Raw genomic sequence first — 21176 nt, forward strand, 5'->3', positions numbered from 1 at the left:
ATATCGATATTGGTAAAATAGCGAGAAATTCCTAGCTGTTCTTTTATGTCTTGATATTGTGCTTCATTAAAGTTATACATCTCATCTAAAGTAGATTTATGTATCTTAAAATCTTCAGGAAGTCCTGCGGCTTTGTTAAAATCTTCTCCCATATAACCATTAGCTAAAGATACAATATTGCTTGTATCTGCTTGTTTATATTTTAGAGTATAAATAGAGTTTTTAAATTCACTTGATATATCATAATTAGGAGAACTTGTCTTGCTACTTATACTAAAATTAGTGTTATTGCTAGTATTTGTTGTATTAGTAGAATTTAATACTTCACTTCTTGCTAGAGTTTGTGAATTTGCATTTTGAATTTCATTTAACTTACTAGCATTTTGTTTTAAAAAAGCATTAGCAAAAACTTATTTTGGAATTTTCTTTACTTTCTTTATTAGCTTTTGCTTGTGAAAGTATAGAATTACAATTTGAGTTATCATTGATGCTAAAGATACTCATATTAATTCCTTGATTTAGATTTTTTTGCCTTCAACCTAAATATATTAAAATAATATAAGCAAAATCTGTTCCGTTTTGGGGTGGAGTTATCCCAAAGTCCTTACAATCAAACTTTTAGGCAAATTAAAATGCTCTATAAGTTCTTTCTCTTTTTCTCTCATTTCTCCATTATCATTTTCATGATCAAAACCTAGTAAATGAAGCATAGCGTGGATAAAAAGCAAGCTTATTTCTTCTTCATAGCTATGCCCTAACTCTTTAGCCTTTTCTTTTGCCAAATCCACATTGATCACAACAGAACCCAAAGGCAAACTCTCATCGATATTTTCAAGCGGAAAAGAAAGCACATCAGTGGTTTTATCTTGTTTTCTTTGCTCTAAGTTAATTTCTTGCATTTCTTTACTATCCACAAAGACAAGCTCCACATCTTTAGGACTTAAAAAACTTGCTATAGATTCTAAAAAATCACATTTTTGATCACTTAATATCATAAACCTTCCTTAATCAAATGATATAAATTTTGTATTTCTTCATCATCAAAAATCGCACAATTTTTACTACTATAAAATTGTTTTAGTTTTTTCTCTTCAAACTCAAATCCTAAAGCACATTGAGAATGCGAAGGTAAAAAAGCCCTTAGCAATGTAATGGAATTTTGAATTTTCTCATCACAGGCAAAACAAAAAAAATCCTTATGCAATCTTCCTTCAAATTCCAAAATTTTTAAATAAGCATCAACAATAACACGCTTTGGATTTTGTTTTTCAAACCTTTTCACACACTCATCAAGTAAATCAAAATAAAAACTATCAAGCTCTTCCACATCTTTTAAATGCCTATATAAAAGACGGATAAATTCTTGCCAAATAAGCATTTTATCCCTTTGCATAATCCATAAAAATCCCAAATGCAATACATCTTTAAGTCTTGGTAAAAAACTAGGATTTTCTTCTAAAGCAAAGTCGATTTTATAGCCGCTTAAAATACTAGAATGTCTAAGTCCATAAAAACGATAAGCCTTAATAAGCATTTTAGGACTTAAAATATAAACGATCAAATCCTCATCTTTAACTTTTTGAGTATGAAGTATAAAGCCTTGCATTAAACAATTTCAATACCATAAGCTCTAAGTATATCAAAAGCGGATTTTTCTAAATTTTCATCAAAACTTGCACTTAAATTTTGGTGTAAAATTATCCTTGCATTAGGCTTAGCACCAAAAGCTAAAATGATATTACAAAACACACAAATATGAGAAACAAGCCCTGCAAAATGAAGTTCTTCATAATCGCTTTTTTGTATGAAATTAGCTAATTCTAAGCTACCAAAAGTATTTTTATAAAAAATTTTATGAGCTTTTTGTAAAAAAGGTTCAAATTCCTTTGGCATTTGCCAACCCAAACTCTCTTTAATGCAATGTTTTACAGGTAAATTTAAACCTTCTTTACTTTGTAGATAATGCTCATCATGTGTATCATAGGTTAAAAGCAAATGCGTGTTATTAAAATCGATTTGATTTAAGGCTTTAAGAATATTTTCTTTGATTTTTAAAGCCTTATCAAAACCTAAACTTCCATCAATAAAATCATTTTGATAATCCACTAAAACAAAAGCTTTTTTCATGCTTTTATGCCTTTTGAAGCCAAAAACTCTCCGTGTGTAAATTGGCAAAAGCGGTTTTTAAACTTGTAAAAAGCTTAGGATGATCTTTTTCTAAATTTGCTAAAAGCTGTTTAGCTTCTTCTCTAGCGTGTGGAAATTTTACATTTTTTTCACTGAGTTTCATACCAGGACAAAATTCATTTCCTATCACGCTAAGTTCATTTTGCGTAGCATTATCCCTAAGCTGTCTTTCTCGCACAAAAATCAAAGGGCGTATCACAGTTACACCGCGTTTGCTTTGATAAATAGGCGCTAAGGTTCTTAAAGCTCCATTATGAATAAAATTCATAAAAAAGCTTTCTGCTGCATCATCTAAATGATGAGCTATAGCAAGCTTGTTAAAACCTTTTTCAAGAGCGTAAGTATATAAAGCTCCACGACGCATTCTCGAAAAATAACTACAAAAACTTGAATTTTCTCTTATGGTATCGCCTGAAACTTCATAAATATTTGAATCAAGCACGCTATGTTTAATGCCGTGTTCTTCACAATGTGTATGAAGATGAGAATAATCCTCGCCCATGCCATAACTCAAAGTTACCGCTTCAAGTTCAAATTTAAAAGGAGCGTGAGCTTGCATACGATTTAAAAGATGGGCTAAAGCCAAAGAATCTTTCCCGCCGCTAAGCCCTAAAAGAACCCTATCTCCATCTTTAATAAGTCCAAATTTAGCATTAGCTTGTGCAACTTGGCGTATAAGTTTTTTGCTAAGATTTATCATAATTTCTCGCACATTTTAAGCACAAAATTGGCCGAAATTTTAGCTGAATTGATCACAAACTCATCAAAATCAAATTCAGCCTTTTCCCCCGCTTTATCACTCATAGCTCTTAAGATAAAACAAGGCACCTTTAAAGCATCACAAACCAAAGCCACACTTGCGCCTTCCATTTCACAAGCATCCGCATTGAAAATTTCTCTAATTTTTGCTTTTTTTGCTTCATCGCAAATAAACTCATCACCCGTTGCAATAATGCCTGCACGAAGTTTGATATTTAATTCCTTAGCAACTTCTAAAGCAAGATTGTTTAATTTCTCATCGGTTTTGATAAAAATTTCATTACCTGGAACAAAACCCAAAGGATGCCCAAAAGCGGTAATATCAAGATCGTATTGGGCTAATTTTGTTGCATAAAGCAAATCACCAATTTCAAGTTCAGGATTAAAAGCACCTGCAACTCCTGTAAAAAGCAAAACTTGTGCGCCAAATTTTTCTATCATCACACTAGCACTAAGAGTAGAATTTACCTTGCCGATTTTAGAATACGCTAAAACAAGTTCATGATTTTTATACTTTGCAAAATAATAAGTATTATTAGCGTGTTCTATTTTTATATAATCTTTAAGTGTTTCAAGCAAAGGAGTGATTTCTTCACTCATGGCTCCTAAAATTGCTATTTTCATCATATAACCTTTAAAAATTCATCAATATCATTCATATTTGTTAAAGCATAAGTTTCTTTTGAAGTAATTTTTTTATTCAAACCCTTAAGCACGCTTGCACCAAATTCTATGAAATAATCTACTTCATTTTCACATGCCTTAATGCTTTGTTTATAAAGCACAGGTGAGATAAGTTGTGCTTTTAAAAGTTCAAGGGCTTCTTCTTTACATGTATAAATTTTAGCATTTGCATTAGAAAGCACGGCTTTAAAATTTGGTTTTAACACCTTTTCAAGCTCCACACAAAGCTTAGCTGAAGCATTTTCCAAAAGAGGACAATGACTTGCCACGCTCATATTTAAAAGCATAGCTCTTTTAGCTCCTGCTTCTTTAAATACACTTTCATAACTTGCTAAATCAGGTTTTAAACCTGCTACAACGATTTGTCCATCACAGTTATAATTTGCAGCAAAAATTTGCTTGTTTTCTTTTTGTGCTTTTTGGCAAAGCTCTTCAACCTTTTCATCATCAAGCCCTAAAACCACCATCATACCTGCTTCAACTTTTGCACAATCTTCTTGCATAAAAAGCCCTCTTTTATTAACCAAAGAAAGAGCCTCTAAAAAATCAAAAGCACCATTAACAGCTAAGGCTGAAAATTCTCCTAAAGAATGTCCTAAAGCAAATTTCGAACTTAAATCAGGTTTTTTTTCAAGTAAAACACTATAAGCCATTAAGGAATTTAAAACGATGGCGGGTTGGGTAAATTCACTTTGATTGAGTTTTTCGTTTTCTTCAAAAAGCAAATGTTTAAAATCAATCTTACAAAAATCACTTGCGTTTTGAAGGAGTTCTTTGGCTTTTATAGAGTTTTCATAAAAATCTTTTCCCATGCCAAGACTTTGTGAGCCTTGACCTGGAAATATAAACGCAGCATTCATTAATGACAACCGCAACCGCCGCCACCGCCACAGCAACCGCCGCCACCGTGTCCGTGATGATGATCGTGCCCATGTCCGCTTCCACAACCACAACTATGACTTCCTGCGATAATACCTGTAAGAATTTCATCTTCACTTGCAGCTCTAGCATCTACGATATTTAAAGAAAAAAGCAAATCACGACCCGCATAAGGATGATTATAATCAATTGTCACATCATTTTCGCCAATCTCTTTTACAGTTACACGAACGGTTTCGCCATTTTCACCTTCGCCAAAAAGCTCCATACCTACTTTTAAATCAATACCTGCAAATTGCTCTTTTGGTAAAGTTTGAACGGCATTTTCATCGTATTCGCCTAAACCTTTTTCTTTTTTAATTACCACATCAGCATTGCTAGGACAATCAAGCTTCATCACTTCTTCTTCTAAGCTTTCTAAAATCTGACCTTTGCCTAAAATAAAAGAAATAGGTTGAGAATATAAATTTGATTCTAAAACTTCATTTGTATTTGCATCTTTTAACTCATAAAACATTGAAACTACACTATTTTTTTCTATAGCCATTTTATCTCCTTAATTATTTTCTATTAGGTGAAGCTTTTGCTTCGGGTGAATTTGGATAATTAGTTTTTAAAGCTTTATAAAAACCATTTGCTGTTTTTGTATCACCTGTTTTATCCAATGAAATGGCAGTATGATATAAAAGTTTTGGGAAATAATCCCCTTTTGTACTCAAAGAAGAACTTTTTTTATAATAAACAATAGCATTGTTATAATTTTTTTGTTTATACTCGATCTCCCCTAACCAAAAATTTGCTCTTGCAGGTTTATACTGCTTTGTTATGAGAAAATTTAATTTTGCTTTGGAATCTTCAAAAGCATTTTTATCAACATCTTTTATCGCTAATTCTAAAATTTCATTATTTTTTTTCTTTTTCCAAGATTCATCAATTTGTTTTGCTTTATCATCTTGGGTATTTTGAGTATTATTGTCTTCAATCGTACTATTTGAATCTGTAGTTGAAACAACAACACTAGGTGTAATAGTTTTAACGCTTAAATTTGCATCATTTAATTCGTTTTTAGAAACATAATTTGCATTAATGGCATCTACTAAAGAACTAAGTTCGGCTAAAACTTTTTTTACTTGCTTATTATTAGCTTCTTGAATTTTTCTACTTTCTTCAACATAAGCCTTTAATTTTTGAATTTCACTAGTAAAATTATTTTCAATATTTTGATTATTCTCTTCAACTTGACTTAATCTAGAATTTGATTTAGCATATTGAGAATTTATACCTTCTAAAGTGCTTTGTAAACCCTCGATTCTTTCGTTAATTTCATTAATTCTAGCATTTGTTTGTATATTTTCATTATTTAAATTATCTAACTTTTCTTTAAATAATTTTTCATTTGAAGTTAAACCATAAGAAGAATTGCTTGTTATATCTCCTGCACCAAAAGCTGAGCTTTCTGCATAAAGTAAAGTAGCTCCAAGAAGAGCTACTGTGAATATTTTTTTCATTAATTATCTTGATAATTTAAATTCAGCACGTCTGTTTTGCGCATCGCAAGCTTTAGTTTTTTCAGTGCACACAGGATTTGTTTCTCCATAGCTTTTAACAGCAATTCTATCAGCATTTACACCTTTAGCGATTAAAGCTTCTTTTACAGCTTTTGCTCTTTTTAAACCTAGAGCTTGGTTATATTCATCGGTTCCCCACTCATCGCAGTTTCCTTCAACAGTAATACTTACACCGCTTACTTCAGTGTTAAAGATATTAGCATTTGTGCTTACAACATTTTGCATATCAGGACGAATATTGAATTTATCAAAATCAAAATATACTTTATTTAAAGTATCATTAAGTTGAGAAATTTTTGAATCAATATCCCAACCATCACTTCCACCTGAACCACGATTTGAATCAACACTACTATCACCGCTTACACTAGTGCTTTTTGTGCTACAACCACTAATAACAACTGCAAGAGCTGCAATTGAAGTAAAAAGAATTTTTTTCATTTACGACCTTTCAAAGTTAATAAATTCTTACTATTATATCTAATTTTTAATTAATTTTAACCTAAAATTGAAATTTTTACCAATCAATTGATTGAATTTTTCCAACCCTAAGAGGAAAATAAAAAGTCTTATTTGCATTTACACGAATAACACCCAAAGCACTTTGCGCACCTAAATATTTGATAAATACTATACTTCCACCATCACTAGAAAATCTTGGAAATAAATTTTTTCCATTTGCTGTAAGTTGACGAATATAATCACTATTAATTGACATCAAATAAATATTAAAAACACCTGCTTGATTTGGTTCACGACTTGAATAAACCAAAAAATCTTTATAAGTCGAAACAGCCGAATTGTTTCTACCATGAAAAACAACTTGTTCAGCACTATTGCTATTTAAATCTTGCATAAAAATATTAGGATATCCCAAACGATCGCTTACAAATACCACTTTACTATCATCTGAGCCAATAAAATTTCCATTAACATCAATACCAGAATAATTAGTTAATTGTGTTAGATTTTTGGTATTTAAGTCATATAAATAAACATCAGGCTGATCTTTTGGAGCCATGGTAACAAGTAGTTTACTTCCATCTACACTCACATCACTTGCTACAACCATACCGCCGCTTGATAAAATTTTACTAGCTTTATTGGTATTTAAATCATAACGGTATAAAGTTGGCTTATCATGATCATAAGCTGTATAATAAAATAGAGTTTGTTCTTTATTTCCCCATTTTGGAAATAAATTAAGCCCACCATCAACAATAACTTTTTGATAAGTTAAAGTATAATCAGCCATAATAATTTGACTTTTTTTAGAGCTGGAATTTCTCGCGATCAAAATTTTATGATCCATCCAATCAACAGGTGCAAGTCCTAACGCATTTACAGAAGCTTTGACACTTTTATGTGCCAAAAATGGATATTGCTCTAAACCATTTAAAGTATAAGTTTGCTCTGACTTATCAGAACCGCCAGCTTTTATTTTTACATTTAAACTCAAAGTGTTACCATTTTTATTTAAAGCGTATTCAAAAGTATAATTACTTGTTTCAGTTGCATTAGCAACAACTTCAAAGTTTGAACTTACTTTCAAATCGTTCACAATGATATTATAAAAGCTTTTCTTTAAATTCTCATCACTTAAATTTGAATTATCTTTAACGATAATCTTTGGTAAAACTACACCAGAATTAACAACATCAATCACTGGATCTTCTGCCCAAAGACTTCCTAAAAAGACTAAAAAAATTGCTACAATTTTTTTCATTTTTTTCTCCTAATCATTTTTAACTTTTGCTTCATCTCTTAAATTCATGGTAATGCTTATATTTTTATTTTGCGGAGGATAAGTAATAAATTTACTTTTTTGACTTTCTAAAAATTCAGCCACTTTAGCATCATATAAAGGATTCCCACTTTTTTCAACTGAAGTATAGCCAAATTTTCCATTTTCATCAATAAAAATTTTTACCTTAACAGAAATTTTTTCACTATTTGGATAATACTGAGTCCATCTTTGAGTGATAATACGCACAACTTTCCCTAAAAATTCATCATAAATTCCAATCTTTTGCGCCTTTGTGCTTTCGCCTTGCGTTGAACTTTCTTCTTGAAGTAAACTATCATTAAGTTGTTTTACAAGTTCGGAAGCTTGAGGTTTTGGGGTACTAGAAGCTCCTGATTTAGCACTTGATTGAATTTTTGTAGTCTTTTCTTCTTGTATTTCTTTGATATTTCCAAAAAGCTCATTAAAATTACTTGCCTTTTGGTCAATATCTTCTGTTTTAACTGTTTTATTTGTAGTCTGAGCAAAAAGCTTTTCTATATCAATTTGCTCTGTTGGTTTTTGTATTTCTTTAGGAGTGTTGCTTTGAGTAATAACTTGTTTTGATGGTTCAGCAAGTTCAATATCTACAAAACTATCTTTTATATCAGTATATTGTATAGCAGATTCAACCTCGCTTACAAGTCTAAAAAAAACAAGAATTACTATACTAATATATATTGCTAAAGCAAGTAAAAACGAATTTAAATTACTCAAACCATAATTTTTCATGATTATTCAGTCTGTAAAGCAACTTTATTAAATCCTAAATTTTTTACACTTCTTAAGACTGAAATAACATCGTCATATTTTAAGCTTTTATCAGCGCGTATAAAAACCGGATCTTCGGTATTAAATTGTGCTTTTCTTTGAGCAAGATTGTCAGCAAAACTTATAAAATCGTATTTTTCTTGATTTAAAAAAATTTCTTTTTTTGCATTAATACTAATAATTAAACTCTTAACAGTTGGAGCGCTAGTATTTTTTTGACTACCTTGTGGAAGATTAATTTTTTCTTCATAAGTAATGCTTGGAGCTGTTACCATTAAAATCGCAAGCAATACAAGCATAATATCTACTAAAGGTGTGATATTAAGTTCAGGTTTTTCATCATCAAATGGCATCATTTTTAACCTTATTTACTCGAACTTATAACTTTAATCTCGCTATCAATAATGCTTAAAAGTTCAAAAGCTTTTCTTTTAATGATGAGATGAAATGTATAAGCAGGAATTGCTACTAAAATACCACAACCTGTAGCAACTAAAGCCTCGCTGATTTTAGGAGCTATGATACTTAAAGAATTTTGAGTTCCAAGCCCACCAAAAGTTTCAAGTATAGAAATAACCGTCCCAAAAAGACCTATAAAAGGTGAAGTTGAAGCAATAATACTAAGCCAAGTAAGTCCAGCAGAAGCGCGGCGACTTGCTAAATTTTTATAGATTTCTAAATGATTTGAAGTTGTATCATTGCATTTTCTTAAAATCGAATCAGTACGACTTAAATCCTTCTCACCCAAGAGCAAAGTTTCTAAACTTTCTTTTTCCTTATTTCTCCATGTAGCCAAATAAGTCAATCTAGCAAACAAAATACTAAATGCTAAAATAAAATATAAAGAAAGCCATAATAAAACTATATAAGTAATAATACTTGAACCATTGAAAAAATGAAATATAGCTTCAAAATTCATTAATGCATCCTTGCATTATCAAGTTTTGAAAAAGTTGCTGCTAAAGCTGCATTATCAGAACTCATAGATTTAATCAAATCTTTTGCTTGAGCAAGATTTTTTTCAATCTCACTTTCATCACTTCCACAAACCCAAACCGCACCCTTTGCTAACACGCAAATCTTATCTTCATCTACTTTTGCATGTCCAGCATCAATAGCAATTAATTCATGATTTAAATCAGCTTTTTCAATATCAATTACTCCAGATTTTAAAGAAGAAACCAAAGCAGCATGTCCTTTAAGCACGCCAAATTCTCCTTCACTACCCGGTAAAGTAACAGATTTTACTTCTCCTTGATAGATTACACCCAAAGGCGTAACTATCTCGAAATTAATCAAATCGTTCATAAATTAACCTTTTAATTTATCCGCTTTTGCAATAGCTTCATCTATATTTCCAACCATATAGAAAGCATTTTCTGGTAAATGATCATATTTACCTTCTAAAATTCCCTTAAATCCTGCTATTGTATCTTCAAGGCTTATATATTTTCCTGGGCTACCTGTGAAAACTTCTGCAACGAAAAATGGTTGTGATAAGAATTTTTCAATCTTTCTTGCTCTTTCAACTACAAGTTTATCCTCTTCGCTAAGCTCATCCATACCTAAAATGGCGATGATATCTTGTAAATCTTTGTATTTTTGAAGCACTGATTGAACACCACGAGCAACTTTATAATGTTCTTCTCCAATGATATTTGGGTCAAGCATTCTTGAAGTTGAGTCAAGTGGGTCAACTGCAGGATAAATACCCTTTTCAGCAATAGCTCTATTTAAAACCGTTGTAGCATCTAAGTGAGCAAAAACAGTTGCTGGAGCTGGGTCGGTTAAGTCATCGGCTGGAACGTAAACAGCTTGAACTGAAGTGATTGAGCCTTTTTTAGTTGAAGTAATTCTTTCTTGGAATTTACCCATTTCACTTGCTAAGGTTGGTTGATAACCCACAGCTGATGGAATTCTTCCTAAAAGTGCTGACATTTCAGAACCTGATTGTGAAAATCTAAAGATATTATCAATAAACATAAGCACATCAAGACCCATTTCATCTCTAAAATACTCAGCCATTGTTAAGCCTGTTAAAGCAATACGATTTCTTGCCCCTGGTGGTTCATTCATTTGTCCATAACATAGAGCAACTTTGTCTAAAACATTGCTTTCTTTCATTTCATTATAAAGGTCATTTCCTTCACGAGTTCTCTCACCCACACCTGCAAATACAGAATAGCCGCTATGCTTAAATGCAACATTGTGAATAAGCTCCATAATAATAACAGTTTTACCAACACCTGCACCACCAAAAAGACCTACTTTACCACCTTTTGCATAAGGAGCAAGTAAATCCACAACTTTAATCCCTGTTTCAAAAATCTCACTTTTTGTGCTTTGATCTTCAAAAGCTGGTGGATCTCTATGAATTGCCCATTTTTTATCAAAAGAAATTTCTTCACCTTCATCGATCAAATCTCCAGTAACATTGAAAATTCTTCCTAAAACTTTCTCGCCAACAGGAACACTAATAGGAGCACCTAAAGCCTTAGCTTTTAAGCCCCTTACCAAACCATCTGTCATATCCATAGCAATAGTTCTAACTCTATTATCTCCTAAATGAGCTGCTACTTCTAAAACAAGTTTATGTTTTTTTCCTTCGCTTTCAAAATTTACAACAATTGCTTCATTAATTTGAGGTAAATAGTCGTTAAAATCTACATCAACAACCGGACCTAATACCTGTGAAATAAATCCTTGCATTATTTATCTTCTCCTTAAAATTTACTATTTCATTGATTCAACACCACTGATAATTTCTATAAGCTCAGTGGTAATAGATTCTTGTCTTGCTTTGTTATAAGCTAAATTCAGTTGTTTCACTCTTGCCTTTGCGTTATTAGTTGCATTATCCATAGCTTGCATTCTTGCACTATGCTCTGCCGCCAAAGAATCGATTAATGCATAATACATATTATACTCGAAATATGTTTTCATTAAATCTTCTAAAAGCTCAGTTCCTTCTGGTTCAAGCTCTAAAAGAGAATTATGAGTCTGTTCAATACTCTTTGGTTCAACTGGAATAAGATGATTAATTTTAAGTTCTTGGGTAATCATATTTTTATAACCATTATGAACTAAAATCACTTCATCTGTATTTCCATTTAAAAAATCATCTACAGCAGCATGAATTACTTCACATGCTTTCTCATAATCAGGACTAGAACTAAGATGGAAATATTTCTCTAACAATTCTATTTTTTGAAAATTAAAATATTCAATCCCAGTTTTACCTATAGCTCTAAGACGAATATTAATATTTTTTGCTTCATATTCTTTTAGCATTTCACTTACTGTTTTTAAAGTCTTAATATTAAAACCACCGCATAAGCCTTTATCTGCAGTAATAAATATTAAATCTACGGTTTTAATTTGTTCTTTTTTATGAAACAAAGATAAACGCACATCATCTTCATTGTGAACAATTTTATTGATCTGAAATGAAATTTCACTCAAAATTTCATCGATTTTTTGTGCATAAATTTTTGATCTTTTAGCTGCTTCTTCTGCTTTTTTTAACTTAGCAGTAGAAACTAGCTTCATAGCATTTGTAGTCTTTTGAGTGTTATGAACACTTTTAATTTTTCTTTTAATTTCTTTTAAATTAGACATAAAAGACCTTATAAATGATTTGCTTTAAACTCATTAATGGCTTTAGCTAGTTTTTCTTCCAAATCAGAATCTAAAGCTTTTTTAGAGCGAATTTGCTCAAAAATATCTGGATGTTTTGCCTCAATAAAAGGATAAATTCCATCTTCAAATTCCTTAATTCTAGAAACAGCAATATCATCTAAGAAACCTTTGGTTCCTGCAAAAATTAAAACTACTTGTTTTTCAACGCTAAGCGGAGAATAAGGTGGTTGTTTTAAGAGTTCAACCATTCTTTGTCCACGTTCAAGTTGTTTTCTACTTGCCTCATCTAAATCACTAGCAAATTGTGCAAAAGCTTGAAGCTCTCTATATTGAGCAAGGTCAAGTCTTAATGTGCCTGAAACTTGTTTTGTAGCTTTAATTTGAGCAGCCCCACCTACACGAGATACTGATAAACCAACATTAATTGCAGGACGAATTCCTGAGTTAAATAAATCAGTTTCTAAGAAAATTTGTCCATCTGTAATTGAAATAACATTAGTTGGAATATAAGCAGAAACATCTCCTGCTTGTGTTTCAATTATCGGCAATGCCGTCAAAGAACCAGCACCTAATTCATCATTTAGCTTGCTTGCTCTTTCAAGCAATCTTGAATGAAGGTAAAAAACATCGCCTGGATAAGCTTCACGACCTGGAGGACGACGTAAAATCAAAGACATTTCGCGATAAGCTACAGCATGCTTGCTCAAATCATCATAAACAATTAAAGCATGTTTTGCGTTGTCTCTAAAAAATTCACCCATGGTTACACCAGTATATGGAGCTAAGTACTGTAAAGCTGCAGGATCTGAAGCACCAGCATTTACAACAATAGTATATTCCATAGCACCATGTTCTTCTAGTCTTTTAACCACTTGTGCCACTGTACTTTGCTTTTGACCAATTGCAACATATATACAGATAACTCCTTGACCTCTTTGAGATATAATAGTATCAACAGCAACAGTAGTTTTACCTGTTTGTCTATCGCCTATGATAAGCTCTCTTTGACCACGACCAATTGGCACAAGTGCATCAATAGCTTTAATTCCTGTATGTAAAGGCTCATGAACACTTTTTCTCGCCATAATACCTTTTGCTTTTTCTTCAACAAAACGATATTCATTAGCATTGATCACACCTTTAGCATCAATTGGCTCACCTAAAGCATTTACAACACGGCCAATCAAAGCCTCACCTACTGGAACTTTAAGTAATTTCTTAAGTCTTTTTACAGAAGCACCTTCTTTTAAACCTTCTCCTTTTCCAAGTATAACAATACCTACACTCGACTCTTCAAGGTTTAAGGCCATTCCTTTATCACCATTTTCAAATTCTACCATTTCTCCAGCCATAATATTCTTAAGTCCATATACCTTAGCAACACCATCAGCTACAGAAATAATTTTTCCTGTTTCTTCAATTTCAAGATTTAAATCAAAATTTTCAATTCTTTCTTTGATTATTGAACTGATCTCATCAGCTTTAAATTTCATTTACTTTTTCTCCTTAGATAATTTTCAATATATATTCGTTTAGCTTATTTTGAAGAGCTTTCATAGAAAAAGAAAGTTCATAACCTAATTCTTCTAATTCTATTTTAACACTATCATCTTGACTGATTTTATTGTTTAATTTAATATTTGCATCAAATTTTTTGTTAAGTTTTACTTCAAGATCTTTAAGATTTTCTTGACTTAATTTTTCTTTAGAATACACAATACCAACAAAAATATTTTCTTTAAAAGCTTTTTGTCTTTCAAGTTCTTTAACTATTTGAGGAATGCATTCTAATCTTGAATTTTCAATCAAAAGTCTTAAAAAATTTTGAAAACTAGAATTTTTAATATCAAAAAAAGAATCAAGAAATTCCATTTTTCTTTCTTTTTTAATCTCATTAGATTCTATAATATTTTTAAATTTTGGCAAAACAAAAGCAGAATTTAAAATACACAAATTCTGATAAAAATCATTTATATCAGCTCTTGAAGCTATCGCTTTTGCATATCTTCTTGCAATTATATTTTCCATATTTAAGATACCTTCTTCATCATAAGTTCTATTATTTCACTCTGTTTTAATGTCATATTTGGATCAGAAAAAATTTCATTTAAAGTATTTAATACTAATTCTTTTTCCATTTTTCTAAATTCATAATCTTTCTGTTCCTCGAAATGTTTTTGAAGTAAATCTAACTCATCTTGAGTTTCTTTCTTAATATTTTGAACTAAGATTTCAGCTTCTTTTTTTGCTGTAACTAAAGCAGCAGCAGCATTTGCTTTAGCTTCTTCAAGTTTTTTCATCGTATCTAATTTCTTAGCTTTGCTTTCTAAAAGTTTTTTTTGAATTTCATCAAGTTTAGAAGAAATTTTTACAATACGATTTTTGTAAAAATTTTTAAATGGAGTTGCAACGAAATAATACAATATAGCCACAAAAATTAGAAAATTAATAGTCCTTGGAATAATATCATATTCTCCACTACCATTTGATGCGCCAAAAGCATACAAAGGTAGCAAAAATACAATAAATAATAACTTACTCATTTCTCTCCTCTTAAATTTTCTTTATGTTATTTTGCAAAGCTTGCTTAAGCTCAGGTAAATGTATGTTTAAATGTTCTTGCAACTCTTTTTTTTGAAGAGTTAGATCTGCATAAAAGCTGGCCATTTTTCTTTCTAATTCTTCTTTCTTGCTTCTAAGAATTTGCTCTGCCTCTTCTTTAGCAGCAGCTATAGCACTTTGTTTAATTTTTTGAATTTCTTCTCTAGTGTTAATATGAATAGCTTCTAATTCATCATTCACACCTAAAACTTCTTGAGAATTTTCTTTTACTTTATTCTCATCATTTTTTATAGAATCATTTCTTTCATCCATAAATTTTAAAAGCGGCTTATACAACATACTATTTAAAATAACTATCATAGCTAAAAAAATAGCCATAGTAGCAAGCATTATCGAAGTATGCATATCTTCAAACATAATTCTCCTTGGTTAGAATTTTTGAAGGACTATTTTACCATAAAAAGCTAAGATTTTGGTTAAAGCTTTTCAAGCATTTTGATTAATTTTTTAATTTTATCAATATTTTCTAAATGAATTACAAAATCATTATTTTTATTTTTGCAGTCAAATCCAAAGCGATTTAGTATTTGTTTTAATTTTTTTATTTCATCTTCAAATTCTTGATTAGATAAGCTTTCATTATTTTTTATTTTTTTAACTATTTTTTCAGTATCTCTAACATTAAGTTTTTGACCTATTATGCTATCAACCAACATTTTTTCATCTTTTTGATCTAAACCAACCAAAACTTTAGCATGACCCTGAGAAATTTTTCCAGAAGCAATCAACTCTTGAGTTCTAATATCTAAATTCAGAAGTCTTAAAGTATTTGTTATTTGAGTACGAGACTTATGAATAAGTTCTGCTAAATTCTCTTGAGTAATTTTATGAACTTGCATTAAATCCTTATAAGAATTAGCAAGCTCGATAGGGTTTAAATTCTCTCTTTGTATATTTTCAATAAGAGCCAATTCTCTAAGCTTATTCTCATCAATATCAGCAATAAAAGCTAGAATTTCTTTTTTTCCTAATGCTTTCACTGCTCTTAAGCGACGTTCTCCAGCAATTAAAATAAATTTATTATTTTTTTTAAATACAATAATAGGCTGAATAAGTCCAAATTCTTTGATAGAATTAGCAAGCTCATCTAAAGCTTCTTGATCAAAATTCTTTCTTGGCTGGAATGGATTAGGTGAAATTTGATCAATTTCTATCATAGTGCTTTGATTTTTATCAAAACCTAATTCTTTACTATAAACAGTATCCATATCACTAATTAAACTGCTTAAACCTCTATCTTTATTTAACCCCATTATAATTATCCTAATATAGAATACGCCAAATTTTGATAAGCAACAGAACCTGGTGATTTAATATCATAAAGAATTATAGGCTTTCCAAAACTTGGACTTTCTGCAAGTTTTACATTGCGAGGGATCACAATAAAGTCATCTTCATTTCCATTAATAGTAAAAAGTTGTTTTTTAAAATTTTGTTTCAAATCATCTACAACATCTTTAGAAAGATTATTTTGAGAGCTATACATTGTCGGTAAAAATCCACGAACCCTGAGTTTAGAATTAATAGTTTTTTTGATAATTTTAATTGTATTTAAAACCATAGCTACACCCTCAAGCGCATAAAATTCACACTGTATAGGGATAATTACGCTATCACTTGCTGCAAAAGCATTTATAGTAATACTTCCAAGAGCAGGCGGAGAATCAATAATAATAAAATCATACTCATCAATCACTTCTTGAATTTGATTTTTAAGCAGCATTTTTTTCTCATTATTTTCACCTTTAGCAAGCTCTTGCTCTATACCTACAAGACCTATATTTGAAGGAGCTAAATGAAGTTGTGGCAATTCTGTTTTTAAAATAATATCTGAAAGCTTTTTTCTTCCTATAAAAACATGGTAAATATTATATTCATAATTATTACGATTAAAACCAAGTCCTGTAGTCGCATTAGCTTGCGGATCAACATCAATCAAAAGTACTTTTTTCTCAGCCACAGCTAAAGAAGCGGCTAAATTTACTGCTGTTGTAGTCTTTCCTACTCCACCTTTTTGATTTGCTATTGTAATAATTTCGCTCATCTTAAACTATACACCCTTTTATCACCTAGTAAAATTGAACCATCTTCATACAAAAAAGAATTTTCAAGTGAAAAAACTTTACCTTCATGATGGACGCTAAATTTTCTTGATTTTTCAAATTCTAACATATACTTGCTAAAAATATTCTTCCATAAAATTTTTTTTTCTACTTTTTGCAAAAACTCACTCACTAAATCTTTAAGCGAAATTTCTATATCGCATAAAGCTGTATTTTGGGGTGAAAATTTGAGATTTAAACCCATACCGCCTATGATAAAATTTGAAATTTTAGCACTTATAACCCCTCCAGCTTTTTTATCATCTAAATATAGATCGTTAGGCCATTTAAGCCAAATTTTAGAACCTTTTTCTTGTAAAACTTCTTTAAGTAAATAAGCAAAATAAATACTCACAGAAGCTAAAGGTAAATCTTTTGGTAAATCTTCTTCTTTAATACAAAAAGAAAGATGTAAATTTCCTTTAGAGCTTTGCCAAGAATTTTCCCTACTTCCAACTCCATTTGTTTGTTCTAAAGCATAAATAGCAAAATTTTCATCAATCTTTCCATTGCGTATTTGCTCGCATAAAAAAAGATGAGTTGAGTCTATACTTTCAACACAAACTATCTTCACTTTTAAGCCTTTTTCCATTTAAATAAGTCCTACCATCAAGAGCTTTTTTTCCACTTTCTTGAAGTTTTTTAATACGCAAAACTCCTTGTTTGCAAGCAAGCAAAAAACTTTCTTTTTCTAATTCTAAAATTTCACCCATCCTAGCATTTTGTTTTAATTCATCCACAAGTTCAAGTTCTAAGAATTTAAGTCCATTTTCCAAGAAAACTCCAGGCCAAGGGGTAAAAGCTAGATATTTTTGATAAAGTTCTCTTGCATTTTGCAAATTTATAAGCCCATCTTCTTTTTTGATTTTTCTACAAAGCGTTGCTAGACTTTCCTCTTGTTTTTTAGGGGTAATTTTATCAAAATTTAAAAGAGTAGTGAGGATGAGCTTAGCGGCCAAATTTGCTAAAAGTTCAAAAACTTCACTTGAATTTTTATCTTTTATATCACACTCTAAGCTTTCAAGTATAGCACCTGTATCAAGCCCTTCTTCCATGAGCATGGTGCAAACTCCACTTTTTTCATCTTTATTTAAAATCGCACTTTGAATCGGACTGGCACCACGGTATTTTGGAAGTAAAGAAGCGTGCAAATTCACACAAGGTGCTAAATCCAAAATGGCTTTAGGTAAAATTTTTCCATAGGCAGCAACCACGATAAAATCAGGATTTAAATCCTTAATCTCTCTTATAATATTTTCATCTTTTAAAGAACTTGGAGTAAAAATAGGAATACTAGAATAATTTTGACTTAAAAAAGCCTTAGTATCACTTGGAGTTAAAATTTGCTTTCTACCTACAGCTTTATCAGGCTGAGTAAAAAGTGCTACGAGTTTAAAATTTTCATTTTCTACTAGTGCTTTTAAAATACAAGTTGCATAAGATGGAGTACCCATAAAAATAATTTTTTTCATTTTTTCGCTTTGTGTGAAATTAAAAGTTTTAATTATAGCTTATTTGATTTTAAAAGAGAATTTAATAAATTAATCACTCAAACAAAGTTCCGCCTATTTGTTTATTTTCAAGCAAAAAGGTTTCAATTACATTTAGATTAAAGCCACTTGCTAAAAACATTTTTTTATTGTGTTCAAGTAAAAATTTAGCTGCTTTAAGTTTGGTTACTATACCACCTGTTCCGTGCTCACTACCTGTTTTTATGGTTGCTTGTAGCCATTCTTCTTTAATATGAGTGATTTTTTCTAAACGCTTTGCATCACTAAATTCACTAGGATTTTTATCGTAAAATCCATCAATATCGCTTAAAATCACAAGCAAATCCGCATCAAAAAAATACGTAGCATAAGCACTTAGGCTATCATTATCACCAAAGACAATTTCTTCTATGGCTGTAGCGTCATTTTCATTAATAATAGGCAAAATTCCTAAATTTATCATCATATCGATAGCATTTTTTGCGTGTTTAGTAGCTTTTCTAGAGTCAAAATCCTTACCTGTAAGTAAAATTTGTCCGCCTAGTTTGCCAAACTTGGCTAAAAGCTCGTTATAAACACTGATTAAAAAAGGTTGTCCAATAGCAGCTAAAACTTGTTTATTAATGAGGTTTTTTCTATCGATATCTAGTTTGGCGTGTCCTGCTGAAATAGCCGCTGAAGTTACTAAAATCACTTCATATTTTTCCATGAGTTTAGCTAAAAATGCGACTAAATTTTTAAGACGCTCAAAACTTAAAGTGTTTTCTTCGCTAATCACATGAGAACCCACTTTAACAACTATTCTTTTCATGCTTATTCCTTAAAAAATTTTTATAATTTTAGCCAAAATTTCATATAAACTAGTTATTTTTTGAAAAAATAGGGAGTGTTTGAAATTTTTAATATAAAACACTTCCTAGATTGTTAAAATTTTTATTTGTTATTTCTTAAAGTTTTAATTTCTTCTAAAAGCATGAATTTAAGTTCTTTAAGTCCTGTTTTTTCAAGGCTTGAGACTTTGATTAAAAAGCTTTGTGAGTTATTTATTTCTTTGAGATAATTTTCTAACTCATTAATGTTTAAAGCAATTTGCTCGGCAAATTCTTCTCCTAAATTAACACTATCACTTTTTGAAATCATGATACCAAATTTACGCCCAAAAAGTTCACTGGAAAATTTTTCAAGTTCCTTTCTTAGCACTATAAATTGTTCTTTTAAAGGCATTTGCCTTATAGGATCTAATACAAAAAGCAAAAAGCTCGTTCTTTCTATGTGCTTTAAAAAGGCAAGTCCTAAGCCTTTGCCTCCACTTGCTCCTTCGATAATCCCTGGAATATCAGCCATAACAAAGGAATTATACTCATCTACATCCACGAGTCCAAGTTTTGGAGTAAGAGTGGTAAATTCATAATTTGCAATTTCAGGTTTTGCATTTGAAACAACGCTTATAAGAGTAGATTTTCCCACATTTGGAAAGCCTACAAGCCCTACATCGGCAATAAGTTTAAGCTCAAGTCTGACTAAGCGACTTTCTCCTTTTATGCCAGGTTGTGCGTAATCAGGACGTTGATTAGTGGCGTGTTTAAAATGAGTGTTGCCAAGTCCGCCTTTTCCACCTTTTAAAAAAAGCTCTCTTTGTCCTTCTTTGGTAAGATCGAGTAAAATTTCATTGGTTTGCGCATCAATAACTTGCGTTCCTTCAGGCACTATGAGTTCTAAATTTTCACCCTTTTTGCCATTTTTATTACGTCCCATTCCACCAGCACCATTTTGTGCGCGTAATTCTCTTTTGCCTTTGAAATTTACAAGAGTGTGGGTATTATTATCACATACGAAAATAATATCACCACCATTTCCACCATCTCCCCCATCAGGGCCACCAAGTGGAACATGTTTTTCACGACGAAAACTTACAGCACCTTTACCACCATCGCCTGAAGCTAAAGTAATTTTAACACTATCAATAAACATTTAAATTGCCTTTGACTTTAAATTTATAAAGCTAAATTTGAGTAAATAAAAGAAGTTAAATTTATAAATTTAAAGTTTTCAAGACGCTAAAAAGCGTCCTAAAAACTTATGCAGGATATACAGAAACTTTTTTTCTGTCTTTGTCTTTTCTTTCGAATTTTACAAAACCATCAATCAAAGCAAAGATAGTATGATCTTTTCCCATACCTACATTGTTACCTGCATGAGTTGCAGTTCCTCTTTGGCGGATGATGATATTTCCAGCTCTAACAAACTCGCCACCAAATTTTTTAACACCTAAACGACGACCTATAGAATCGCGGTTATTTTGAGTTGAACCTTGACCTTTCTTGTGTGCCATTCTTTACTCCTTAAGCTTTGATATCTTTTACTACAACGCGAGTAAATTGTCTTCTAAAACCGCGTTTGAGTTTAGAATCTTTTCTGCGTCTTTTTTTGTAAATCACAACTTTTTTATCTTTTCCGTGATTGATCACTTCCAAAACAACTTTTGCACCTGCTACGAAAGGCGCACCTACCTTTAATTCTTTATCATTGATAGCAAGAACTTTGCTTACTTCAATACTTGCTTTGCTTTCAGCTTCAAAGTGATCTAGTTTTAGCTCATCGCCAACACTTACTTTGTATTGCTTTCCGCTGTGTTTGATAATAGCATACATTGCTTTTCCTTATAAATTGGTAGTACCATAAAGCACCGCAA

At 31.0% G+C, this 21176-nt stretch carries 28 protein-coding genes and 1 pseudogene; all 29 read right to left on the reverse strand.

Going from position 1 to position 21176, the window contains the following annotated elements:
* Nucleotides 1-504, reverse strand: a pseudogene (locus ELQ07_RS08370) (hypothetical protein); the annotation flags it as partial.
* Nucleotides 505-590: 86 nt separating this feature from the next.
* Nucleotides 591-995 (reverse strand): rRNA maturation RNase YbeY, encoded by a 405-nt coding sequence (ybeY, locus tag ELQ07_RS06660; RefSeq protein WP_070316470.1) that lies wholly within the window; start codon nucleotides 993-995, stop codon nucleotides 591-593.
* Nucleotides 992-1606 carry a recombination protein RecO gene (gene recO, locus ELQ07_RS06665; protein ID WP_002881418.1) on the reverse strand — a complete coding sequence of 205 codons (615 nt, stop codon included), beginning with the start codon at nucleotides 1604-1606 and terminating at the stop codon, nucleotides 992-994. The genes ybeY and recO overlap by 4 nt, the downstream gene beginning before the upstream one ends.
* The gene (locus ELQ07_RS06670) at nucleotides 1606-2127 is read right to left on the reverse strand and encodes a cysteine hydrolase family protein (RefSeq protein WP_002785057.1); all 522 of its coding nucleotides are present in this window, start codon (nucleotides 2125-2127) and stop codon (nucleotides 1606-1608) included. The genes recO and ELQ07_RS06670 overlap by 1 nt, the downstream gene beginning before the upstream one ends.
* Nucleotides 2128-2131: 4 nt before the next feature.
* Entirely contained in the window at nucleotides 2132-2887 is a 756-nt protein-coding gene (locus ELQ07_RS06675) for an ATP-binding protein (protein WP_134224908.1), read from the reverse strand.
* Nucleotides 2884-3573, reverse strand: a complete 690-nt coding sequence (gene pfs / locus ELQ07_RS06680; RefSeq protein WP_079862112.1) for an aminodeoxyfutalosine nucleosidase — start codon at nucleotides 3571-3573, stop codon at nucleotides 2884-2886. Before pfs ends, ELQ07_RS06675 begins: the two co-directional genes overlap by 4 nt.
* The gene (locus ELQ07_RS06685; RefSeq protein WP_024088246.1) at nucleotides 3570-4442 is read right to left on the reverse strand and encodes an ACP S-malonyltransferase; all 873 of its coding nucleotides are present in this window, start codon (nucleotides 4440-4442) and stop codon (nucleotides 3570-3572) included. The genes pfs and ELQ07_RS06685 overlap by 4 nt, the downstream gene beginning before the upstream one ends.
* 47 nt (nucleotides 4443-4489) lie before the next feature.
* Nucleotides 4490-5056 carry a peptidylprolyl isomerase gene (locus ELQ07_RS06690; RefSeq protein ID WP_002922852.1) on the reverse strand — a complete coding sequence of 189 codons (567 nt, stop codon included), beginning with the start codon at nucleotides 5054-5056 and terminating at the stop codon, nucleotides 4490-4492.
* 13 nt (nucleotides 5057-5069) lie between these two features.
* The gene (locus ELQ07_RS06695; RefSeq protein WP_088303772.1) at nucleotides 5070-6017 is read right to left on the reverse strand and encodes a tetratricopeptide repeat protein; all 948 of its coding nucleotides are present in this window, start codon (nucleotides 6015-6017) and stop codon (nucleotides 5070-5072) included.
* A gap of 3 nt (nucleotides 6018-6020) precedes the next feature.
* Nucleotides 6021-6518, reverse strand: coding sequence for a peptidoglycan-associated lipoprotein Pal (pal, locus tag ELQ07_RS06700; RefSeq protein ID WP_002851617.1), 498 nt, complete (start codon nucleotides 6516-6518; stop codon nucleotides 6021-6023).
* Between the two features lie 76 nt (nucleotides 6519-6594).
* Nucleotides 6595-7803: a Tol-Pal system protein TolB gene (gene tolB / locus ELQ07_RS06705; RefSeq protein WP_002860943.1), complete on the reverse strand. Its 1209-nt coding sequence runs from the start codon at nucleotides 7801-7803 to the stop codon at nucleotides 6595-6597.
* A gap of 9 nt (nucleotides 7804-7812) precedes the next feature.
* Nucleotides 7813-8592 (reverse strand): TonB C-terminal domain-containing protein, encoded by a 780-nt coding sequence (locus tag ELQ07_RS06710; RefSeq protein ID WP_088303771.1) that lies wholly within the window; start codon nucleotides 8590-8592, stop codon nucleotides 7813-7815.
* A 2-nt stretch (nucleotides 8593-8594) separates the two neighbouring features.
* Nucleotides 8595-8984: an ExbD/TolR family protein gene (locus tag ELQ07_RS06715; protein WP_002866730.1), complete on the reverse strand. Its 390-nt coding sequence runs from the start codon at nucleotides 8982-8984 to the stop codon at nucleotides 8595-8597.
* Between the two features lie 11 nt (nucleotides 8985-8995).
* Nucleotides 8996-9550 carry a MotA/TolQ/ExbB proton channel family protein gene (locus ELQ07_RS06720; RefSeq protein ID WP_004316599.1) on the reverse strand — a complete coding sequence of 185 codons (555 nt, stop codon included), beginning with the start codon at nucleotides 9548-9550 and terminating at the stop codon, nucleotides 8996-8998.
* The gene (gene atpC / locus ELQ07_RS06725) at nucleotides 9550-9939 is read right to left on the reverse strand and encodes an ATP synthase F1 subunit epsilon (protein WP_002851752.1); all 390 of its coding nucleotides are present in this window, start codon (nucleotides 9937-9939) and stop codon (nucleotides 9550-9552) included. The genes ELQ07_RS06720 and atpC overlap by 1 nt, the downstream gene beginning before the upstream one ends.
* Nucleotides 9940-9942: 3 nt before the next feature.
* On the reverse strand, nucleotides 9943-11340 hold the full coding sequence (gene atpD / locus ELQ07_RS06730; RefSeq protein ID WP_070316465.1) for a F0F1 ATP synthase subunit beta: 1398 nt from the start codon (nucleotides 11338-11340) through the stop codon (nucleotides 9943-9945).
* A 24-nt stretch (nucleotides 11341-11364) separates the two neighbouring features.
* Entirely contained in the window at nucleotides 11365-12249 is an 885-nt protein-coding gene (atpG, locus tag ELQ07_RS06735; RefSeq protein WP_002860587.1) for an ATP synthase F1 subunit gamma, read from the reverse strand.
* A gap of 8 nt (nucleotides 12250-12257) precedes the next feature.
* Nucleotides 12258-13763, reverse strand: coding sequence for a F0F1 ATP synthase subunit alpha (gene atpA, locus ELQ07_RS06740; protein ID WP_002851836.1), 1506 nt, complete (start codon nucleotides 13761-13763; stop codon nucleotides 12258-12260).
* A gap of 13 nt (nucleotides 13764-13776) precedes the next feature.
* Nucleotides 13777-14298, reverse strand: a complete 522-nt coding sequence (locus ELQ07_RS06745) for a F0F1 ATP synthase subunit delta (RefSeq protein WP_002851861.1) — start codon at nucleotides 14296-14298, stop codon at nucleotides 13777-13779.
* 2 nt (nucleotides 14299-14300) lie between these two features.
* Nucleotides 14301-14813, reverse strand: a complete 513-nt coding sequence (locus ELQ07_RS06750) for a F0F1 ATP synthase subunit B (RefSeq protein ID WP_134224909.1) — start codon at nucleotides 14811-14813, stop codon at nucleotides 14301-14303.
* Between the two features lie 10 nt (nucleotides 14814-14823).
* Complete coding sequence (locus ELQ07_RS06755; RefSeq protein ID WP_134224910.1) at nucleotides 14824-15249, reverse strand: FoF1 ATP synthase subunit B'; 426 nt, start codon at nucleotides 15247-15249, stop codon at nucleotides 14824-14826.
* A 59-nt stretch (nucleotides 15250-15308) separates the two neighbouring features.
* A complete protein-coding gene (locus ELQ07_RS06760) occupies nucleotides 15309-16145 on the reverse strand; it encodes a ParB/RepB/Spo0J family partition protein (protein WP_134224911.1) in 837 nt (278 codons plus the stop codon).
* A 5-nt stretch (nucleotides 16146-16150) separates the two neighbouring features.
* The gene (locus ELQ07_RS06765) at nucleotides 16151-16936 is read right to left on the reverse strand and encodes an AAA family ATPase (protein ID WP_002851697.1); all 786 of its coding nucleotides are present in this window, start codon (nucleotides 16934-16936) and stop codon (nucleotides 16151-16153) included.
* On the reverse strand, nucleotides 16933-17586 hold the full coding sequence (locus tag ELQ07_RS06770) for a biotin--[acetyl-CoA-carboxylase] ligase (protein WP_002867821.1): 654 nt from the start codon (nucleotides 17584-17586) through the stop codon (nucleotides 16933-16935). Before ELQ07_RS06770 ends, ELQ07_RS06765 begins: the two co-directional genes overlap by 4 nt.
* Complete coding sequence (gene fmt, locus ELQ07_RS06775) at nucleotides 17549-18466, reverse strand: methionyl-tRNA formyltransferase (protein WP_134224912.1); 918 nt, start codon at nucleotides 18464-18466, stop codon at nucleotides 17549-17551. The genes ELQ07_RS06770 and fmt overlap by 38 nt, the downstream gene beginning before the upstream one ends.
* A 73-nt stretch (nucleotides 18467-18539) precedes the next feature.
* Nucleotides 18540-19295, reverse strand: coding sequence for a glutamate 5-kinase (gene proB, locus ELQ07_RS06780; RefSeq protein ID WP_134224913.1), 756 nt, complete (start codon nucleotides 19293-19295; stop codon nucleotides 18540-18542).
* Between the two features lie 122 nt (nucleotides 19296-19417).
* On the reverse strand, nucleotides 19418-20455 hold the full coding sequence (gene obgE / locus ELQ07_RS06785; RefSeq protein WP_088303767.1) for a GTPase ObgE: 1038 nt from the start codon (nucleotides 20453-20455) through the stop codon (nucleotides 19418-19420).
* Between the two features lie 106 nt (nucleotides 20456-20561).
* On the reverse strand, nucleotides 20562-20816 hold the full coding sequence (rpmA, locus tag ELQ07_RS06790) for a 50S ribosomal protein L27 (RefSeq protein WP_002800974.1): 255 nt from the start codon (nucleotides 20814-20816) through the stop codon (nucleotides 20562-20564).
* 10 nt (nucleotides 20817-20826) lie between these two features.
* Nucleotides 20827-21135: a 50S ribosomal protein L21 gene (rplU, locus tag ELQ07_RS06795; RefSeq protein WP_070316460.1), complete on the reverse strand. Its 309-nt coding sequence runs from the start codon at nucleotides 21133-21135 to the stop codon at nucleotides 20827-20829.
* Nucleotides 21136-21176: the final 41 nt, after the last annotated feature.

Source organism: Campylobacter sp. US55, assembly GCF_004378955.1.
GTDB classification, from domain to species: Bacteria; Campylobacterota; Campylobacteria; order Campylobacterales; family Campylobacteraceae; genus Campylobacter_D; species Campylobacter_D jejuni.

Excerpts from the sequence above, each read along its gene's own strand:
- ELQ07_RS06755 (WP_134224910.1), bottom strand. The coding sequence starts at position 15,249 with ATGTTTGAAGATATGCATACTTCGATAATGCTTGCTACTATGGCTATT.
- atpD (WP_070316465.1), bottom strand. The coding sequence starts at position 11,340 with ATGCAAGGATTTATTTCACAGGTATTAGGTCCGGTTGTTGATGTAGAT.
- ELQ07_RS06715 (WP_002866730.1), bottom strand. The coding sequence starts at position 8,984 with ATGCCATTTGATGATGAAAAACCTGAACTTAATATCACACCTTTAGTA.
- pfs (WP_079862112.1), bottom strand. The coding sequence starts at position 3,573 with ATGATGAAAATAGCAATTTTAGGAGCCATGAGTGAAGAAATCACTCCT.
- ELQ07_RS06670 (WP_002785057.1), bottom strand. The coding sequence starts at position 2,127 with ATGAAAAAAGCTTTTGTTTTAGTGGATTATCAAAATGATTTTATTGAT.
- atpG (WP_002860587.1), bottom strand. The coding sequence starts at position 12,249 with ATGTCTAATTTAAAAGAAATTAAAAGAAAAATTAAAAGTGTTCATAAC.
- ELQ07_RS06765 (WP_002851697.1), bottom strand. The coding sequence starts at position 16,936 with ATGAGCGAAATTATTACAATAGCAAATCAAAAAGGTGGAGTAGGAAAG.
- ELQ07_RS06695 (WP_088303772.1), bottom strand. The coding sequence starts at position 6,017 with ATGAAAAAAATATTCACAGTAGCTCTTCTTGGAGCTACTTTACTTTAT.
- ELQ07_RS06685 (WP_024088246.1), bottom strand. The coding sequence starts at position 4,442 with ATGGGAAAAGATTTTTATGAAAACTCTATAAAAGCCAAAGAACTCCTT.
- rpmA (WP_002800974.1), bottom strand. The coding sequence starts at position 20,816 with ATGGCACACAAGAAAGGTCAAGGTTCAACTCAAAATAACCGCGATTCT.
- obgE (WP_088303767.1), bottom strand. The coding sequence starts at position 20,455 with ATGTTTATTGATAGTGTTAAAATTACTTTAGCTTCAGGCGATGGTGGT.
- ELQ07_RS06750 (WP_134224909.1), bottom strand. The coding sequence starts at position 14,813 with ATGAGTAAGTTATTATTTATTGTATTTTTGCTACCTTTGTATGCTTTT.
- ELQ07_RS06760 (WP_134224911.1), bottom strand. The coding sequence starts at position 16,145 with ATGGGGTTAAATAAAGATAGAGGTTTAAGCAGTTTAATTAGTGATATG.
- ybeY (WP_070316470.1), bottom strand. The coding sequence starts at position 995 with ATGATATTAAGTGATCAAAAATGTGATTTTTTAGAATCTATAGCAAGT.
- ELQ07_RS06710 (WP_088303771.1), bottom strand. The coding sequence starts at position 8,592 with ATGAAAAATTATGGTTTGAGTAATTTAAATTCGTTTTTACTTGCTTTA.
- ELQ07_RS06720 (WP_004316599.1), bottom strand. The coding sequence starts at position 9,550 with ATGAATTTTGAAGCTATATTTCATTTTTTCAATGGTTCAAGTATTATT.
- ELQ07_RS06770 (WP_002867821.1), bottom strand. The coding sequence starts at position 17,586 with ATGGAAAAAGGCTTAAAAGTGAAGATAGTTTGTGTTGAAAGTATAGAC.
- ELQ07_RS06675 (WP_134224908.1), bottom strand. The coding sequence starts at position 2,887 with ATGATAAATCTTAGCAAAAAACTTATACGCCAAGTTGCACAAGCTAAT.
- tolB (WP_002860943.1), bottom strand. The coding sequence starts at position 7,803 with ATGAAAAAAATTGTAGCAATTTTTTTAGTCTTTTTAGGAAGTCTTTGG.
- atpA (WP_002851836.1), bottom strand. The coding sequence starts at position 13,763 with ATGAAATTTAAAGCTGATGAGATCAGTTCAATAATCAAAGAAAGAATT.
- proB (WP_134224913.1), bottom strand. The coding sequence starts at position 19,295 with ATGAAAAGAATAGTTGTTAAAGTGGGTTCTCATGTGATTAGCGAAGAA.
- ELQ07_RS06745 (WP_002851861.1), bottom strand. The coding sequence starts at position 14,298 with ATGGAAAATATAATTGCAAGAAGATATGCAAAAGCGATAGCTTCAAGA.
- ELQ07_RS06690 (WP_002922852.1), bottom strand. The coding sequence starts at position 5,056 with ATGGCTATAGAAAAAAATAGTGTAGTTTCAATGTTTTATGAGTTAAAA.
- pal (WP_002851617.1), bottom strand. The coding sequence starts at position 6,518 with ATGAAAAAAATTCTTTTTACTTCAATTGCAGCTCTTGCAGTTGTTATT.
- atpC (WP_002851752.1), bottom strand. The coding sequence starts at position 9,939 with ATGAACGATTTGATTAATTTCGAGATAGTTACGCCTTTGGGTGTAATC.
- fmt (WP_134224912.1), bottom strand. The coding sequence starts at position 18,466 with ATGAAAAAAATTATTTTTATGGGTACTCCATCTTATGCAACTTGTATT.
- recO (WP_002881418.1), bottom strand. The coding sequence starts at position 1,606 with ATGCAAGGCTTTATACTTCATACTCAAAAAGTTAAAGATGAGGATTTG.
- rplU (WP_070316460.1), bottom strand. The coding sequence starts at position 21,135 with ATGTATGCTATTATCAAACACAGCGGAAAGCAATACAAAGTAAGTGTT.